This is a genomic window from Micromonospora sp. H33 (assembly GCF_052068455.1).
Taxonomy (GTDB): Bacteria; Actinomycetota; Actinomycetes; order Mycobacteriales; family Micromonosporaceae; genus Micromonospora.
The window spans coordinates 19565-35856 of sequence record NZ_JBQHDE010000001.1; the positions used below are offsets into that span (position 1 = coordinate 19565).

The 16292-nt window shown below is 72.7% G+C and carries 17 protein-coding genes; 5 read left to right on the forward strand and 12 right to left on the reverse strand.

The genetic code is table 11. From position 1 onward, the window contains the following. Positions 1-19 precede the first annotated feature (19 nt). The 6 genes from ACTMS0_RS00090 to ACTMS0_RS00115 all read right to left on the reverse strand — a co-directional run bounded on the left by ACTMS0_RS00090 (position 20) and on the right by ACTMS0_RS00115 (position 5542). A complete protein-coding gene (locus tag ACTMS0_RS00090; RefSeq protein ID WP_441152992.1) occupies positions 20-706 on the reverse strand; it encodes a hypothetical protein in 687 nt (228 codons plus the stop codon). A gap of 114 nt (positions 707-820) precedes the next feature. Further along, positions 821-1423, reverse strand: a complete 603-nt coding sequence (locus ACTMS0_RS00095; RefSeq protein ID WP_441152993.1) for a M15 family metallopeptidase — start codon at positions 1421-1423, stop codon at positions 821-823. A 29-nt stretch (positions 1424-1452) separates the two neighbouring features. After that, the gene (locus ACTMS0_RS00100) at positions 1453-2586 is read right to left on the reverse strand and encodes a D-alanine--D-alanine ligase family protein (protein ID WP_441152994.1); all 1134 of its coding nucleotides are present in this window, start codon (positions 2584-2586) and stop codon (positions 1453-1455) included. Beyond that, positions 2583-3665, reverse strand: coding sequence for a threonine ammonia-lyase (locus tag ACTMS0_RS00105; RefSeq protein ID WP_441152995.1), 1083 nt, complete (start codon positions 3663-3665; stop codon positions 2583-2585). Before ACTMS0_RS00105 ends, ACTMS0_RS00100 begins: the two co-directional genes overlap by 4 nt. Before the next feature lie 156 nt (positions 3666-3821). Further along, complete coding sequence (locus ACTMS0_RS00110) at positions 3822-4880, reverse strand: sensor histidine kinase (RefSeq protein WP_441152996.1); 1059 nt, start codon at positions 4878-4880, stop codon at positions 3822-3824. Further along, positions 4877-5542, reverse strand: coding sequence for a response regulator transcription factor (locus ACTMS0_RS00115; RefSeq protein WP_441152997.1), 666 nt, complete (start codon positions 5540-5542; stop codon positions 4877-4879). The genes ACTMS0_RS00110 and ACTMS0_RS00115 overlap by 4 nt, the downstream gene beginning before the upstream one ends. Positions 5543-5775: 233 nt before the next feature. Here ACTMS0_RS00115 and ACTMS0_RS00120 point away from each other — a divergent pair, with 233 nt between their 5' ends. The 5 genes from ACTMS0_RS00120 to ACTMS0_RS00140 all read left to right on the forward strand — a co-directional run bounded on the left by ACTMS0_RS00120 (position 5776) and on the right by ACTMS0_RS00140 (position 9695). Then, complete coding sequence (locus ACTMS0_RS00120; protein ID WP_441152998.1) at positions 5776-7059, forward strand: GAF domain-containing protein; 1284 nt, start codon at positions 5776-5778, stop codon at positions 7057-7059. A gap of 42 nt (positions 7060-7101) precedes the next feature. Beyond that, positions 7102-8607: an aldehyde dehydrogenase gene (gene adh / locus ACTMS0_RS00125; protein ID WP_441152999.1), complete on the forward strand. Its 1506-nt coding sequence runs from the start codon at positions 7102-7104 to the stop codon at positions 8605-8607. A gap of 116 nt (positions 8608-8723) precedes the next feature. After that, positions 8724-9053, forward strand: coding sequence for a DUF779 domain-containing protein (locus tag ACTMS0_RS00130; protein ID WP_441153962.1), 330 nt, complete (start codon positions 8724-8726; stop codon positions 9051-9053). Positions 9054-9101: 48 nt separating this feature from the next. After that, positions 9102-9332, forward strand: coding sequence for a DUF433 domain-containing protein (locus ACTMS0_RS00135; RefSeq protein WP_441153000.1), 231 nt, complete (start codon positions 9102-9104; stop codon positions 9330-9332). 9 nt (positions 9333-9341) lie between these two features. Then, a complete protein-coding gene (locus tag ACTMS0_RS00140; RefSeq protein WP_441153001.1) occupies positions 9342-9695 on the forward strand; it encodes a DUF5615 family PIN-like protein in 354 nt (117 codons plus the stop codon). 27 nt (positions 9696-9722) lie between these two features. On the opposite strand, the gene speB is transcribed toward ACTMS0_RS00140, so the two are convergent. From speB to ACTMS0_RS00170, 6 genes are read right to left on the reverse strand one after another with little or no spacing between them, the layout of a single operon-like run. Next, positions 9723-10736 carry an agmatinase gene (gene speB, locus ACTMS0_RS00145; RefSeq protein ID WP_441153002.1) on the reverse strand — a complete coding sequence of 338 codons (1014 nt, stop codon included), beginning with the start codon at positions 10734-10736 and terminating at the stop codon, positions 9723-9725. Beyond that, positions 10733-11935, reverse strand: a complete 1203-nt coding sequence (locus tag ACTMS0_RS00150; RefSeq protein ID WP_441153003.1) for a saccharopine dehydrogenase family protein — start codon at positions 11933-11935, stop codon at positions 10733-10735. The genes speB and ACTMS0_RS00150 overlap by 4 nt, the downstream gene beginning before the upstream one ends. Continuing rightward, complete coding sequence (locus ACTMS0_RS00155) at positions 11935-13392, reverse strand: NAD(P)/FAD-dependent oxidoreductase (RefSeq protein WP_441153004.1); 1458 nt, start codon at positions 13390-13392, stop codon at positions 11935-11937. Before ACTMS0_RS00155 ends, ACTMS0_RS00150 begins: the two co-directional genes overlap by 1 nt. Further along, positions 13389-14228: an ABC transporter permease gene (locus tag ACTMS0_RS00160; protein WP_441153005.1), complete on the reverse strand. Its 840-nt coding sequence runs from the start codon at positions 14226-14228 to the stop codon at positions 13389-13391. The genes ACTMS0_RS00155 and ACTMS0_RS00160 overlap by 4 nt, the downstream gene beginning before the upstream one ends. After that, positions 14225-15139 carry an ABC transporter permease gene (locus ACTMS0_RS00165; RefSeq protein WP_441153006.1) on the reverse strand — a complete coding sequence of 305 codons (915 nt, stop codon included), beginning with the start codon at positions 15137-15139 and terminating at the stop codon, positions 14225-14227. The genes ACTMS0_RS00160 and ACTMS0_RS00165 overlap by 4 nt, the downstream gene beginning before the upstream one ends. Beyond that, on the reverse strand, positions 15136-16290 hold the full coding sequence (locus ACTMS0_RS00170) for an ABC transporter ATP-binding protein (protein ID WP_441153007.1): 1155 nt from the start codon (positions 16288-16290) through the stop codon (positions 15136-15138). Before ACTMS0_RS00170 ends, ACTMS0_RS00165 begins: the two co-directional genes overlap by 4 nt. Positions 16291-16292: the final 2 nt, after the last annotated feature.

Genomic DNA, 16292 nt, shown 5'->3' on the forward strand with positions numbered 1-16292 from the left:
TCCTTACACCAGCGGCCGGCTAGCTGAGCACCTCGACGGTGTTGCGGCGGACCAGGTTCTTGCCGGGCTCGCGGATCGCGTCCATCGCCGTCAGGTTCAGCAGGACGCAGCTGCCCGACGGGCCGGTGATGCCCACCGTCACCGCCTTGCCGTTGTCCAGGTTCGTCACCCGCAGCCGCGTCCCGACCGGGAACCGGTTGCTGGTCGCCGCCGGCACGCCGGCCTCACCGGAGAAGGTGATCGCCCCCTGGCAGGCCGACGCCGAAGCCGGGCCGGACGCGCCGGGCGAGGCGGCACCGGGCCGTACCGTGCCGGCGTCCGAGGGCGTCGCACCCGCCCCCGGCTGCGCCGCACCGCCAGCGACCACCTCGACCACGTTGCGCCGGATCACGTTCTTGCCCGGCTCACGGACCAGGTCCATCGCCGTCGCGTTGAGCAGCACGCAGCTCCCCGACGGCCCGGTCACGGTCACCTCGGTCGACCGGTTGTTGTCCAGGTTCGTCACCCGCAGCCGGGTCCCCGCCGGAAACCGGTTGCTGGTCGCCGCCGGCGCGCCGCCCTCGGCCGAGAAGGTCACCGACCCCGGGCACACCGACGCGCGGGTGGAGCCGGTGTCGGCGAACCCGAGCCCGGTGCCGACCGCCACCGCTGCCGCGGCGACCACCGCCACGCCCGCCGCCAGTACGTGCTTCCGCTGCACCTTCACGTCGTTCCTCCTCGTCCGGTGGTGCCGTGTCGCGGGCGGGTACGGCGTGGGAGCGCGGCGCAGTTCAGTGCTGTGACACTTATCGAAAACAAAGTTTCGGATGAACCCGCCGGGTCACACCGGGCCGTAGCGGGTATGCGCCGCCCCGGTCAGCAGCGCCCAGTAACGGTCGCCGTAGGACCAGTGCCACCACTCGGTCGGGTAGTTCACCAGCCCCGCCCCGCCGAGCGCGGCCACCAGGATCCGCCGGTTCCGCCGCGCCGCCGCCGGGATGTGCTCCGCTCCGGTGAAGCACGCGTTTCCGCTGGCCTCCGGGGTGGCGTCGACGGCGGTTCCCATGTCCAGCTCGACACCGGCGGAGTCGCACAGGGTCAGGTCGACCGCTCCCCCGGTGCTGTGCGGCGCCACCTCGACCGGTGAGACGAACTTGGTCGTCTCCCGGTGCAGGCGCTCCGCCGACCAGTGCGGGTACCGCCGGCGCAGCTCGTCCCGGTACCCGCTGAAGATGTCGAGCTGCGCCTGGTACGGCCGGTACCCCTCGATGACCAGCAGGCGCAGCCCGGCCGGCAACGCGCGCTGCGCGGCGAGCAAGCGCTCCGCGACCCCGCGGCGCACCCGGGCGTACGCCCCGGCGGGATCGGCGGCGCGGCCATCCAGCCACAGCTCCGGCAACTCACGCAGGTCGACCAGCGAGTCGCCGTCGTCCGTGCTCGGCACCGCCGCCACGCGAGGATCGGAAAGCAGGATCATCGCGCGCCCCCCAGTCCTACGCTCGCGGGTCGCTCCGCGTGCCGGTCGAGGGCGAGGGCGACCAGCCGGTCTACGACCTCCCGGTAGCTGACCCCGGCCGCCGCCCACACCTTCGGGTACATCGAGTGCGCCGTGAAGCCGGGCATGGTGTTGAGCTCGTTGACGTAGAGGTCTCCGGTCGCCTCGTCGTAGAGGAAGTCGACCCGGGCCAGGCCCCAACCGCCGATCGCCGCGAACGCGCGCACCGACAGGTCGCGGATCCGCTCGGTGACCTCGTCGGGCAGCGGAGCGGGGACGGTCATCGGATCGGCGTCGCCGAGGTACTTCTGCCGGTAGTCGAACCAGCCGCCGGTGACCCGGACCTCGCCGACCGCCGACGCCTCCGGACGCCAGCCGCCGAGCACGCCGCACTCCAGTTCCCGGCCGGTGACGCCCTGCTTCACCAGCACGACGGTGTCGTGCCGGAACGCCTCCTCGACCGCCGCCGCCAGGTCGTCCCCCTCGACCACCCGGGAGATCCCGATCGAGGAGCCCATCCGGGCCGGCTTGACGAACAGCGGCCGGCGCAGCCCCAGCACCAGCTTCTCCGGGTCGTCCACCGCCCGCCAGGTCGGCCCGTCGAACGACACGTGCGGGGTGATCGGCACTCCCTCGGCGCGCAGCGCCCGCTTCATCGCCACCTTGTCCATGCCGACGGCGGAGGCGAGGATGCCGCACCCGACGTACGGCACACCCAGCGACTCGAGCAGCCCCTGCACCACCCCGTCCTCCCCGTACGGGCCGTGCAGGACCGGGAAGACCACGTCCAGCTCGGCGTGCACCGCGCCGGGCGCGTTCGCGGCGGCGACGACCGCCGTCCCCGGCCGGCTCCCGGTGCGCAGTTCCACCAGCGGCCCGGTCACCGTCAGCCGGTCGTCGATGGCCCGCCCGGCTCCCGGGCCGGCCCGCAGCTCGGCGAACACCGCGTCCGGCACGAGCCGGAAACCGCCGGTGCGGGTCACACCGATGGCGACCACCCGGTGGCCGGCATCGGCCAGCGCACGGGCCACCCCGAGCGCCGAGGCGCAGGAGACCTCGTGCTCCGCCGAGGGGCCTCCGAACAGGACTCCGATCCGTACCGGCGCGCTCATGCCGCCCTACCTTCCGTCGTCAGGTCGGCGAGCTGCCGGGTCACCAACCGGGCGACCAGCTCCGCCTCCACGTTGCCGCCGGTCAGCACCACGCCGACCGTGCGGAACCGATCCCGCCCGCCCGCTGGACCGGCACCGGACCGGTCCGCCAGGCCGGCGCCCGGCGCCAGAGCACCGGGATCCGCCGCCAGCCGCAGCGCGCCGGCGAGCCCGGCGGCGCCGGACGGCTCGGTGAGCACCTTCAGCTCCAGCAGGAGCAGCCGGAAGGCCTCGGCGATCTCCTCGTCGTCGACCCGGACGACACCCCGGACGGTGTCGCGCGCGACGGCGAACGGCAGCTCGCCCACGCAGGTGGGACGGAGCCCGTCGGCGATCGTGGGCGCCGGGGCGACCGGCGTGGGGCGGCCGGCCGCCAGGCTGCGGGCCAGCGAGTCGCAGCCGACCGGTTCGACCCCGTACACCTCGATCGGTGTTCCGGCCGCGGCCAGGCACGCGCCGGCGACGCCTCCGCCGCCACCGACCGGCAGCACCAGCGCGTCCAGCGGGGTTCCGGCGCGCTCCGCCTGCTCGATCAGCTCCCGGCTGGCGCTGCCCTGCCCGGCGATGACGTCCGGGTGGTCGTACGCGTCGATCAGCGGGTGGCCCTGCGCGTCGCTGAGCCGGCGGGCGGTCGCGACCCGCTCCTCGACGGTCGTGCCGGCGAGGACGACGTACGCCCCCGCCGCCCGGGCCCGGGCCACCTTGGTCGGCGCCGCGTCCACCGGCAGCACCACGGTCGCCGCGAGCCCGTGCCGCCGGGCCGCCAGTGCCACCGCCACGGCATGGTTGCCGGTGCTCTGCGCGACCACTCCGGTGTGCCCGGCCGCGACGAGCCGTCCCACCGCCAGCATCGCCCCGCGCATCTTGTAGGAGCCGCCGGTCTGGAGGTTCTCCGCCTTGAGCAGGATCCGGACGCCGCCCAGCCGGTCGATGGCCGGGGAGTTCAGCACGGGGGTACGCACCACCCGGCCGGCCAACCACCGGGCGGCCTCCTCGACGCGGGCCCGGTCCGGCAGGACCGGGACATCGGTACGGGACATGATCTCTCCTTTCGGGTTGTGGTCGGCCGGGGCGCGGCGGGGCGGGTCCTGGCGCGAGCCGCCCCGCCGTCGGTTTTCGGGCAGGCCGGAGCCGGGGATGCCGCACCGTGCGGCTCCCGTGCTGGATGGGGTGGTGTGGTCCGGCCAGCGGCCGGGTCAGTGCGGGCCGGGTAGCTGGACGTCGACCCGCAGGCCGCCGTCCTCGCCGGGTCGGGCGGCGATGATCCCCTCGTGGGCCTGGGTGATCGAGCGGGCGATGGCGAGGCCGAGGCCCGCGCCCCCGCTCTGGTTCGTGCGGTCCCGGGCCAGCCGCCGGAAGGGTTCGAAGAGGCCGGCGACCGCCTCGGCCGGCACGACCTGGCCGGTGTTGACCACTGTGAGCGCCGGGTTCCCGCCGACGGTGACGGTGAGCCGGCCGCCGGGCCGGTTGTACTTGATCGCGTTCTCCACGAGGTTGGTCACCAGGCGCTCCAGCAGCACCCGCTCGCCTGGCACGACCCGGGGGGCGAGCTGGCTCTCCACGGTCACCCCGGCCTCGGCCGCCCGGTCCGCGTACGCGGCCAGCACGGCGCCGGCGATCTCGTCGAGGCGCTGCGGCGTGGAGGAGCGCAGCCCCTGGTCGCTCTCGCTGAGGGCGAGCAGCCCTTCGATGAGTCGCTCGTTGCGCTCGTTGGTCTGCAACAGCTGGGCGGTCAGCAGGTCGAGCTGCTCGCCGGTGAGCGTCCGGGCCATGCCGACCTCGATCAGCGTCCGCTGGACCGCCAGCGGTGTCCGCAGTTCGTGCGAGGCGTTCGCGGCGAACCGCCGCTGCCCCTCGTACCCGGCGGAGATGCGTTCCATCATCTCGTCGATCGCCCGGGCCAACCGGGCCAGTTCGTCGCGGCCCCGGGGGCGGATCCGGTAGCCCAGGTTCTGCGGCCCGACGTGCGCCACCGGCTCGGCGAGGTCGCGGACCGGGCGCAGGCACCACCGCGCGGCGCCCCAGAGCGCGGCCACGGCGGCCACGACCAGACCGAGCAAGGCCAGGTAGGGCAGCAGCGCGTCGAACTCGCCGGCCGCCCGGCACGCCGTCTCCAGCCCGGGAACCGGCAGGTCGCACACCTGCTGGGCGCGCCACCACACCCAGCTCAGCAGCCACTTCTCTAGGCCGGGCAGGGAGTAGCCGACGAGCAGGGCCAGCACGCCGACCAGCAGGATGCGGCGGCGCGGGCTCACGCGGGGCCGCCGATCCGGTAGCCGGCCCGAGGCACGGTGTGAACGACGGCCGGCTGGCCGAGCTTCCTGCGCAGCGTCATCACGGTCACCCGCACCGCGTTGGTGAACGGGTCGGCGAACTCGTCCCACGCCTGTTCCAGCAGGTCCTCCGCGCTGACGACCCGGCCACCCGCGCGCATCAGGACGTGGAGCACGGCGAACTCCTTCGGGCTCAGGGCGAGCGGTCGGCCGTCCCGGGTGACCGTGTGCCGGGCCACGTCGAGCACCACACCGTGCTGCTCGAGCACCGGCGGCACCGCCGGCACGGACCGCCGCCCGAGGGCCTGCACCCGGGCGACCAGCTCGGCGAAGGCGAACGGCTTGGTCAGGTAGTCGTCGGCGCCCAGCCCGAGGCCCTCCACCCGGTCCCGGATGCCGGCGGCCGCGGTGAGCAGCAGCACCCGCGTCCCGGCGTCGGACCCGGCGAGGCTGCGGCAGACCTCGTCACCGGTACGCCCTGGCATGTCCCGGTCCAGCACCGCCACGTCGTACCGGTTCACCCCGACCCGCTCCAGCGCGGCGTCGCCGTCGTAGCAGACGTCGACTGCCATCGAGAGGCGACGCAGCCCCTCGGCGACCGTGTCCGCCAGCAACCGCTCGTCGTCCGCCACCAGCACCCGCACGCTTCCGCTCCCGTGGTTCCTCGTTGTCCGGCATACGGTCTCAAGCAGGAGATAAGGGTTCCGTAAGAACCTGCCGCAGCCATCCTCCACCTCACGCGGTCAGGGACAAATGCGGTCAAGCCGGAGCGGTAGGCCACCGCTCCCCCGCGCCGTCTGGGGCGTTCGTCCTCCTCGCGCCAGCGGGTTGGCGATCCGGGGTGAGGTGGGTCACGATGGGCGCGAGGAGGTCGCCGATGGCTGACCCGTGGCTCGCCCTGGAGTTCGGCGCGGATCCCGCGGAGCGGATCGCGCAGGTCGGCGCCGCCCACGAGGCGTTCCTCACCGGGGGCAGGGCACCGAACCGCGTCCGCGAGGTCGTCCGCCGGTCCTGGGAGCGGTCCGCGCTGCTCGACCCGGAGACCACGCCCCCGGTCGAGCTGACCGACGACGCGCTGCAGCGGTACCGGGCCGCCCACCCGCTGGCCCGGGTGCTGCCGCTCTTCCGGGACCTGCTCGGCGGCATCGCGCAGGACGGCGCGCACCTGATGGCGGTCTGCGACGCGTACGGGCGGCTGCTCTGGGTGGAGGGGCATCCCGGGGTGCTGCGGCACGCCGAGCGGATGAACTTCGTGCCCGGTGCGCGCTGGGACGAGCCGCACGCCGGTACGAACGCCCCCGGCACCGCCCTGGCCGTCGACCACAGCGTCCAGATCTTCGCCACCGAGCACTTCAGCCGCCGCGTGCAGCGGTGGACCTGCGCCGCCGCTCCGATCCACGACCCGGCGACCGGCCGCCTGCTCGGCGCGGTCGACATCACCGGCGGCGACCACCTGGCCAACCCGCAGAGCCTGGCGCTGGTCCGGGCCACCGCCCGCGCCGCCGAGGCGTTCCTGGCCGGCGCGGCGCCGGTCGAGCCGGACGTGGTCCACGTGTCCGCGCTCGGCCGCGACGAGGCGGAGCTGCGGATCGGCGAGCGCCGGATCCGGCTTGGCCGCCGGCACAGCGAATTGCTCGTCCTGCTGGTGGATCATCCCGAGGGACGCACCGGCGAGCAGCTCGGCCTCGACCTCTACGGCGACGACCGGCTGCACCCGGTCACCCTGCGCGCCGAGCTGTCCCGCCTGCGCCGGGTGCTCGGCCCCGAACTGCTCGACTCCCGCCCGTACCGCCTGCGCGGGCGCGTGCGCTCCGACTTCCGTACCGTCACCGACCTGCTGGAGCGCGGCGACGCGGCGGGCGCGCTCGACGCGTACCCCGGAAGTCTGCTGCCCGGCTCCGACGCGCCGGGAGTGACGCGGCTGCGCCGGCTGGTCGACGGGCAGTTGCGCGCGGCCGTGCTGGCCGGCGCGGACCCGGCGCTGCTCGCGGCCTGGACCGCGACGCCCGCCGGCACCGACGACCTGGCCGCCTGGGAGGCCCTGGCGCGGGCACTGCCGCCGGGCGCGCCCCGCCGGCCGCTCGCCGTCACGCGCATCCGCCAGCTCCTCGACGAGTACGACGTGGGCCGCGCAACGTCGCTGCAACGTACCCGAAACTAGCGTCGCCGCCGTCCACCCCAACGGATCGGCGGAGGCACCCCAATGACGCGCTACGACGCCCCCACCCACTGGCAGTCCCGCTACGACCACTTCATCGGCGGCGAGTACGTGAAGCCGCACGGCGGGCAGTACTTCGAGAACCCCACTCCGGTCACCGGGCAGACCTTCACCGAGGTGGCCCGGGGCACCGCCGAGGACGTCGAGAAGGCCCTCGACGCCGCGCACGGCGCCGCCGACGCGTGGGGCCGCACGCCGGTCGCCGAGCGGGCGCTGATCCTCAACCGGATCGCCGACCGGATGCAGGAGAACCTGGAATCCCTGGCGGTCGCCGAGACGTGGGAGAACGGCAAGCCGGTACGCGAGACCCTGGCCGCCGACATCCCGCTCGCCATCGACCACTTCCGGTACTTCGCCGGGGCGATCCGGGCCCAGGAGGGCTCCCTCGGCGAACTCGACGACGACACCGTCGCGTACCACTTCCACGAGCCGCTCGGCGTGGTCGGGCAGATCATCCCGTGGAACTTCCCGCTGCTCATGGCCACCTGGAAGCTCGCCCCCGCCCTGGCGGCCGGCAACGCGGTGGTGCTCAAGCCGGCCGAGCAGACGCCCGCGTCGATCCACTACTGGCTGTCCCTGGTGGCCGACCTGCTGCCGCCGGGCGTGGTCAACGTCGTCAACGGCTTCGGCGTCGAGGCGGGCAAGCCCCTCGCCTCCTCGCCCCGGGTCGCCAAGGTCGCGTTCACCGGGGAGACCACCACCGGGCGGCTGATCATGCAGTACGCCAGCGAGAACATCAAGCCGGTCACGCTGGAGCTGGGCGGCAAGAGCCCGAACATCTTCTTCGACGACGTCAGCGCTGCTTCCGATGACTTCCGCGACAAGGCACTCGAGGGCTTCACCATGTTCGCCCTCAACCAGGGCGAGGTGTGCACCTGCCCGTCGCGGGCGCTGATCCAGCAGGGCCACTACAGCGACTTCCTGGCGGCGGCCGTTTCACGCACCCGTGAGGTCAAGCAGGGCCACCCGCTCGACACGGACACGATGATCGGCGCGCAGGCGTCCAACGACCAGCTTGAGAAGATCCTGTCCTACCTGGACATCGGCCGGCAGGAGGGCGCCCGGGTACTGACCGGCGGCGCGCGGGCCGACCTGGGCGGCGAACTGTCCGGTGGCTACTACGTGGAGCCGACCATCTTCGAGGGCGACAACTCGATGCGGATCTTCCAGGAGGAGATCTTCGGGCCGGTCGTGTCGGTGACCTCCTTCGCCGACCTCGACGACGCCGTGAAGATCGCCAACGACACCCTGTACGGGCTGGGTGCCGGCGTGTGGACGCGGGACATCAACACCGCGTACCGGGCCGGGCGGGCCATCCAGGCCGGCCGCGTGTGGACGAACTGCTACCACGCGTACCCGGCGCACGCCGCGTTCGGCGGGTACAAGCAGTCCGGCATCGGTCGGGAGAACCACAAGATGATGCTGGAGCACTACCAGCAGACCAAGAACCTGCTGGTCAGCTACTCCACGAAGAAGCTGGGCTTCTTCTGATGGCCGACCGTTCCGACGCTGGGGTGCCCGGTCCGCCGGGCGCCCCCGCGCCCCCGCTTCCTCGCGCCGTTCCCTCGCCGGTCTCCCTCGACCCGGCCGCCCCGCCGACGGTCTCGCTGACCCCCGCGGCGGCCGAGCTGATCCGGTCACTGCGGGAACGGCACGGGCCGTTGATGTTCCACCAGTCCGGCGGCTGCTGCGACGGAAGCGCCCCGATGTGCTACCTGGCCGGAGAGTTCCGGACGGGCGGGTCGGATGTGCTGCTGGCGTCGCTCTCCGTCGAGGGCGTCGCCGAGCCGGTCGAGTTCTGGATGTCCGCGTCCCAGTGGGAGCTGTGGAAGCACACGAGGCTCACGGTCGACGTGGTCCCGGGCCGAGGCAGCGGCTTCAGCCTGGAAGCCCCGGAAGGAGTCCGCTTCCTGATCCGCTCCACGCTGGCCACCTGACCACCACAGAAACGGCGGTGATCCGCTCGAAAGCCGTAGTATCGAGCCATGGCACTTGAGCGGATCACCATCGACCCCGGTCGGATGGGCGGCCTGCCGTGCATTCGCGACACCCGGGTCACCGTCACGGCTGTCCTCGGCCAGTTGGCCGCCGGCCAGACGATAGATGAAGTGCTCAACGACTACCCGTACCTGGACCGTGACGATGTGCTGGCGGCGCTGGAATTTGCCGCGGCCGCCGTCGCGGAACGCGAGCTGCCCATCCGCCCCGCCGCATGAAGCTTCTCGTTGACGCCAACCTGTCGCCACGGATCGCTACCTGGCTGGCGGGGCTACGACGCCTCACACGTAGTCGACCACGGTCTGCTGGCCGCCTCCGACGAGAAGATCGCGTCCTTCGCAGTCTCCAGCGGCTACGCAATCGTTTCGGCTGATAGTGACTTCGCCACGATGCTCGCCTTCAGTGGGCACACCGCACCGTCACTGGTGTTGATGCGTTCGGTCGACAGGCAGACACCGGCCGAGCAGGCGCAGTTGCTGATCGCCAACCTTCCTGCCGTGCTTGACGACCTGCGAGCAGGCGCAGTGGTGAGCTTCGCGCGAGGCCACCTCCGCGTGCGTCGCCTCCCGCTACGCGGATAGCGGTCGTGGGAGTCAGGGCGGGGGAGGTCAGCGGGCGTCCAGCAACGGTTGCGAGGGGTTCCACGGGGGGCCGCCGGTTGCGTCGCGGCGGCGGCGAGCGATCGCGGACAGGGCTTCCAGGACCACGCGGTTGCCGAGGTACGCGGTGATGTCGGCGTGGTCGTACGGTGGGGCGACCTCCACCACGTCGACGCCGACCACCGGCAGTTCGTAGCAGACGCGGCGGACCGCGTCGAGGAGCTGCCGCGACGTGAAGCCGCCCGGTTCCGGGGTGCCGGTGCCCGGCGCCATGCCCGGGTCGACCACGTCCACGTCGACGGAGAGGAACACGCCCTCGCACTCGTCAACGGCGATCTCGAAGGCTTCCGACAAACACGGATCCAGGCCGCGCGCCACCAGCTCGGTCATCTCGTACGACCGCATCCGCTGCTCGGCCATCCAGCTCAGCGTCTCGGGGCCGGGCCAGTAACCGCGCAGGCCGATCTGGAGGAACCGGTCGCCGCGAACCGCGCCGGACTCGATGAGCCGCCGCATCGGCTGGCCGTGCCCGTGCAGGGAACCGAACTCGACGTCCCCGGTGTCGGCATGCGCGTCGAAGTGCACCAGCGACACCCGGCCCAGGCCGTGGTGCCGGGCCACGCCGGTGGCGTCGGGCAGGGCGATGGAGTGGTCGCCGCCGAGCACGACCGGGATCGCGCCGGCGGACGCCACCGCGAACACGGCGGATTCCAGGGCGGACAGGGACCGCTCGATGTCGCCGGAGAACATCTCGACGTCGCCCGCGTCGTAGACGCGGAGGTCCCGCAGCGCGTCGACGCGGAACGCCAGTGACGGGCGGGAGCCGTCGTGCGGCAGGTAGCAGGCCTGGCGGATGGCGGACGGGCCGAACCGGGTGCCGGGCCGGTGCGAGGTGCCGCCGTCGAACGGCGCCCCGACGATGACCACGTCGGCGTCGGCGTACGTGACCGGTTCGGCGATGGTGCAGGGCGGCACCCCGAGGAACGTGACGTCGGGGCCGTACATGGGTCCGTAGCGGGTCACCGCTCCTCCATTCCCCAGGGCGAGCCGTACTCGGTGAGCAGGTCGAGGAAGGGTACCGGGGGCAGCGCCTCGGGGCCGAGCACGCCGGCACCGGTCCAGGCGCCGGTGGCCAGCAGTTCCAGGGCGACGACCGGGTTCACCGCGGTCTGCCAGACGACCGCCTGGTGGCCGTACTCGCGCATGGACCACTCGTTGTCGACCACGTGGTACAGGTAGACCTCCCGCGGCCGGCCGTCGAGGCCCGTCCCGCGTACCCAGGTGCCGGCGCAGGTCTTGCCGCGCATCCGGTCGCCGAGGGTCGCCGGGTCGGGCAGGCAGGCGGCCACCACGTCACGCGGCGCGACCGACACGCCGCCGACGCGCACGGGAGCGACCGAGTCCAGGCCGAGCTTGTGCAGCGTCTTCAGCACCTCGATGAACTCGTCGCCGAGGCCGTACTTGAAGGTGACCCGCTTCGCCTTCACCCAACGCGGGATCAGCAGCACCTCTTCGTGCTCCACGTTGACGCACTCGACCGGGCCGATGCCCTCGGGGAAGTGGAACACCTCCGGCTGCGAGAAGGGCGGCGTGGTGAACCAGCCCCGGCCCTCCTCCCAGATCACCGGCGGGTTCAGGCACTCCTCGATGGTCGTCCAGATCGAGAAGGAGGGCGCGAAGTCGTACCCGTCGACGGTCAGGTTCGCGCCGTCGCGGACGCCGATCTCGTCGATCTCGGCGAACAGGTCGTCGGCGGCGTACCGGGCGAACACGTCGGACAGGCCGGGCTCGACGCCGATGCCGCAGAGCGCCAGCCGGCCGGCGTCGGTCCACCGGTCGGAGGCCGCAAACTGTTCGTCACCGAGCTTCACCCCGGTCTCGGCGTGCGGGCGCTCCGGGTCCGGGTGGGACAGCGACATCGCCATGTCGAGGTAGTCGGCCCCGGCGGCGAACGCCCCGTCGAAGATCGGCATGACGAAGCGCGGGTCGACGGCGTTGAGCACGTGCGTGATGCGGTGTTCGCGGCAGAGCGCGGCCACCGCGTCGGCCGAGGAGGCGTCGACCGTGGCGGCGACGAAGCGGTCACCGCGGCCGGCCACCGCCCGCTGCGCGCGGCCGAGGTCGTAGTCGGCGACGACCACGGTCTCGAAGAAGGTACGGCGGGCGGCGATGGATACGGCGGCGGAGCCGACGCCACCGGCGCCGACGAGGAGGATGCGCATCAGGAATCGAACCCCAGTCCAAGGCGGTCGAGAGTACGGAGCCAGAGGTTGCGCCGCCCCTCGTGCGCGTCGGCGCGGCCGAGGGACCAGCGGGTGAGGTGGATGCCGGCGGCCCGGACGGGCTCCGGCGGGAACGGCAGCGGCTTGCTGCGAACGAGGTCGAGCCGGGTCAGCGGGGTGTCGCCGCCGCCGAGCAGGTCGAGCATCACGCGGGCGCCGAAGCGGGTGGCGCCGACGCCGAGGCCGGTGTACCCGGCGGCGTAGGCGAGCCGCCCCTCGTACGCGGTGCCGAAGAAGGGGCAGAACCGGGTGCAGGTGTCGATGACGCCGCCCCAGCGGTGGCTGAACCGCAGGCCGTCGAGCTGCGGGAACGTGGTGAAGAAGTGCTGCGCCAGAGCGTCGAACGTCACCGCCCGCTGTTCGAGCGAGGGCGCGACCCGGTTGCCGTAGTGGTAGACGGCGTCGTACCCGCCGAAGAGGATCCGCCCGTCACCGGTGATCCGGTAGTAGTGGAACTGGTTGCCGGTGTCGGCGAGCCCCTGCCGGTTCGCCCAGCCGATCGCCTTCCGCTGGGCGTCGGCGAGCGGCTCGGTCATCAGCGCGTAGTCGTACACCGGCACCAGCCAGGCCCGCAGGCGGCGCAGCAGCGGCGGGAAGGCGTTGGTGGCGAGAACCACCTGCCGGGCCCGCACCGTGCCCGGAGTAGCGTCCGCGCCACCGGCGGTGGTCGCCCGCAGCGCGGCGCCGTCGCGGCGCAGCCCGGTGACCCGTGTGTGCTCGTGGATGCGGACGCCGAGGTCGACGGCGGCGCGGCGCAGACCCCAGGCCAGCTTCGCCGGGTCCACCATCGCCACCCGGTCGCGGTCCCAGACCCCACCGAGGTACGTCGGTGAGTCCACCTCGGCGCGCGTCTCGTCCGCGTCGAGCAGGGTGACGTCGCGGCCGTACCGCCGGGCCAGCTCCGCGTCCTCGGCGAGCCCGGCGAGCTGGTGCGGCTCGACCGCCACCGACAGCTCACCGGTGCGCTCGAAGTCGCAGTCGATGCCGTACGCGTCGACGGTCGCCGCGATCGCGTCGAGGTTCTCCCGGCCGAGGCGTTCCAGCTCGGCGATCTCCTGCGGGAAGCGCTCGACTCCGTTGGCCAGGCCGTGGGTGAGCGACGCGGCGCAGAAGCCGCCGTTGCGCCCGGACGCCGCCCAGCCGCAGGTGCCCGCCTCGACCAGCAGCACGTCCCGGTCCGGGTCGTCCTGCTTGGCGAGCAGCGCCGTCCACAGCCCCGAGTAGCCGCCCCCGACGACCAGCAGGTCGGTGTCGGTGGCGCCGACCAGCGGCGGCAGCGGGTCGGGACGCTCCGGCCGGTCGAGCCAGTACGGTACGGGCGCCGCGTCGGCGAGGGCGTGGCTCCCGGATCCCGCCGAGGTCCGGAAGACCCGCCGGCCGGTATGGAAGCCGGTCACGAGCGGCCGCCCACCTGCCCGGCGGCCGCGGGCGCGGCGACGGCGGCGCGGCTCGCCCGGCGCCCGCGCAGCGTGGTGGCCAGCACCAGCAGCAGCGCGACCGCGAACATCGCGGTGCCGATGACGTTGACCTGCGGCGGGATGCCCCGCTGGGCGGCGCCCCACACGTACATCGGGAACGTGACGGTGGTGCCGGAGTTGAAGTTCGTGATGATGAAGTCGTCGAACGACAGGGAGAACGCGAGCAGCGCGGCGGCCACGATGCCGGGCAGCACCAGCGGCAGGGTGATTCGGCGGAACGTCTGCCACTCGCTGGCGTAGAGGTCCATGGCGGCCTCCTCCAGCCGCCGGTCCATGCCGGACAGGCGCGCCTTCACGGTCACCACCACGAACGACACGCAGAACATGACGTGCGCGATGACCACGGTCCAGAAGCCGAGCTGTACCCCGCCGGCAACGAAGAGGGCGAGCAGCGACGTGCCCATCACCAGCTCCGGCGTCGCCATCGGCAGGAAGATCAGGACGTTGATCCCGGACCGGCCGCGGAAGTTGTGCCGGGCCAGCGCGAACGCCATCAGCGTGCCGAGCACGGTGGCGACCACGGTCGAGATGAACCCGATCTGGACGCTGCGTACCACCGCGTCGCACATGTCGGCGGTGGCGCACGGGTTGCGCCAGTTGTCGAGCGTGAACTCGTTGAAGTCGTACGACAGGCGGCTCGACGGGCGGTTGAAGGACAGGGCGGCCACCACGGCGATCGGCAGGAAGAGGTAGCCGAGCACCAGCAGCGCCACCGCCATCGACCAGCGGTCGGCCAGCCAGCGGGAGAACCTCACAGCACCTCCTCCGTACCGGCCTTGCGGAGGTAGACGAAGACCACCGCGAGGATCGCCGCCATCAGCAGGAACGACAGGGCCGCGCCCTGCGGATAGTCCAGCCGGACCAGGAACGCCGAGTCGATGACGTTGCCGATCATGTACTCGTTCGGTGTGCCGAGCAGTTCGGCGTTGATGTAGTCGCCGGTGGCCGGGATGAAGAACAGCAGCGTGCCGGCGATCAGGCCGGGCATCGACAGCGGCAGGGTGACCTTGCGGAACGTCTGCACCGGGCTCGCGTACAGGTCGCTGGCCGCCTCCAGCAGCCGGTAGTCGAGCCGCTCCAGGCTCGCGTACAGCGGCAGGACCAGGAAGGGCAGGAAGTTGTACGTGAGGCCGAGGATCACCGCGACCGGGGTGGCCAGCAGCCGGCCGTCCGGCCCGAGCAGGTGGATGTCGCGCAGCAGGCCGACGACCCAGCCGTTGTCGGACAGGATCGTCTTCCAGGCCAGGGTGCGCACCAGGAAGCTGGTGAACATCGGCGCGACCACGCAGACCAGCAGCAGGTTCTTCCAGCGGCCGGCCTTCTGGGCGATCGCGTAGGCGAGCGGGTAACCCATCAGCAGCGCCAGCACCAGGGCGATGCCCGCGTACAGGAACGAGCGGCTGAACTGCGGCCAGTACGCCTGCAAGGCCTCCGGATAGTTGCTGACCGCCCAGGTCATCGCATACCCGGTGGCGAGCGAGCCGGTCGGGTCGTACAGGCTGGCGGCGGCGAGCTGGAGCAGCGGCAGCGCGAAGAACAGGAAGAGCCAGGCCGCGCCGGGCAGCAGCAGGAGGTACGGCAGGAACCGGTACCGCCCCGACCGGGCGGCCGGCGGCGGGGAGGGCGCCGTCGACTGCCCGGTGGGTACGTGAGCCAAAGCGCTCACGAGGACGCACCCACCGGCTCGTCGAGCACCGGGGTGGTGCGGTCGTCCTCGCCCGGCTCCCGGGCCAGCAGGAACGCGTGCTGCGGATCCCAGTACGCCGCCGCCCGGCTGCCCACCGGCAACTGCCCCTGCGTGCCGCTGTTCGCCACGAACACCGACAGCTCACTCCCCCAGCTCGTGCGCAGCAGGTACTGGGTGCTGACGCCCACGTAGGAGGCGTCCGTGACGACCCCGTCGACGTGCTGGTACCCACTGGGAACCTGGTCGGCGGAGCCGGCCAGGTGCAGCTTCTCCGGGCGTACCCCCAGGTAGACCGGACCGCGGTCGGCGCGGGCGCGGCCGACGGGCACCGAGAAGCGACCGCCGTGCGCCGAGACCGGCACCTCGCCCCCGGCGGACCCGGCGGCCTCGGCGGCGAGCAGGTTGGACTGGCCGAGGAAGTTCGCGACGAACGCGCTCGCCGGGAACTCGTAGATGTCGGCCGGCGCGCCGAGCTGTTCGATGCGGCCGGCGTTCATCACCGCGACCGTGTCGGCCATCGTCATGGCCTCCTCCTGGTCGTGGGTGACGTGCACGAAGGTGATCCCGACCTCGGTCTGGATGCGCTTCAGCTCGATCTGCATCTGCCGGCGCAGCTTCAGGTCGAGCGCGCCGAGCGGCTCGTCCAGGAGCAGCACCTGCGGGTGGTTGATGAGCGCCCGGGCCAGCGCGACCCGCTGCTGCTGCCCGCCGGAGAGCTGGGCCGGGCGGCGCTTGCCGTAGCCGTCGAGCTGCACCAGCGACAGCATCCGGTCGACCTGGTCGCCGACCTTGCGGATGCCGCGCCGGCGCAGCCCGAAGGCCACGTTCTCGGCGATGTCCAGGTGCGGGAAGAGCGCGTACGACTGGAACACGGTGTTCACCGGCCGCTTGTACGGACGGAGCCGGGCGATGTCCCGGTCCCCGAGCAGGACCTGCCCGCTGGTCGGCTCCTCCAGCCCGGCGATCATCCGCAGCGTGGTCGTCTTCCCGCAGCCGGACGCCCCGAGCAGGGCGAAGAACGAGCCCTGCGGGATGGTCAGGCTGAGGTCGTCTACCGCGGTGAAGACGCCGAACCGCTTGGTGAGGTTGGCCAGCCGGAGGTCACCGGCCGGTGCCACGTCGTGTCCCATCG

Coding starts and splice junctions, on each gene's coding strand:
- ACTMS0_RS00100 (WP_441152994.1), bottom strand. CDS start 2,586: ATGAGCGCGCCGGTACGGATCGGAGTCCTGTTCGGAGGCCCCTCGGCG.
- ACTMS0_RS00105 (WP_441152995.1), bottom strand. CDS start 3,665: ATGTCCCGTACCGATGTCCCGGTCCTGCCGGACCGGGCCCGCGTCGAG.
- ACTMS0_RS00120 (WP_441152998.1), top strand. CDS start 5,776: ATGGCTGACCCGTGGCTCGCCCTGGAGTTCGGCGCGGATCCCGCGGAG.
- adh (WP_441152999.1), top strand. CDS start 7,102: ATGACGCGCTACGACGCCCCCACCCACTGGCAGTCCCGCTACGACCAC.
- ACTMS0_RS00135 (WP_441153000.1), top strand. CDS start 9,102: ATGGCACTTGAGCGGATCACCATCGACCCCGGTCGGATGGGCGGCCTG.
- ACTMS0_RS00150 (WP_441153003.1), bottom strand. CDS start 11,935: ATGCGCATCCTCCTCGTCGGCGCCGGTGGCGTCGGCTCCGCCGCCGTA.
- ACTMS0_RS00170 (WP_441153007.1), bottom strand. CDS start 16,290: ATGGGACACGACGTGGCACCGGCCGGTGACCTCCGGCTGGCCAACCTC.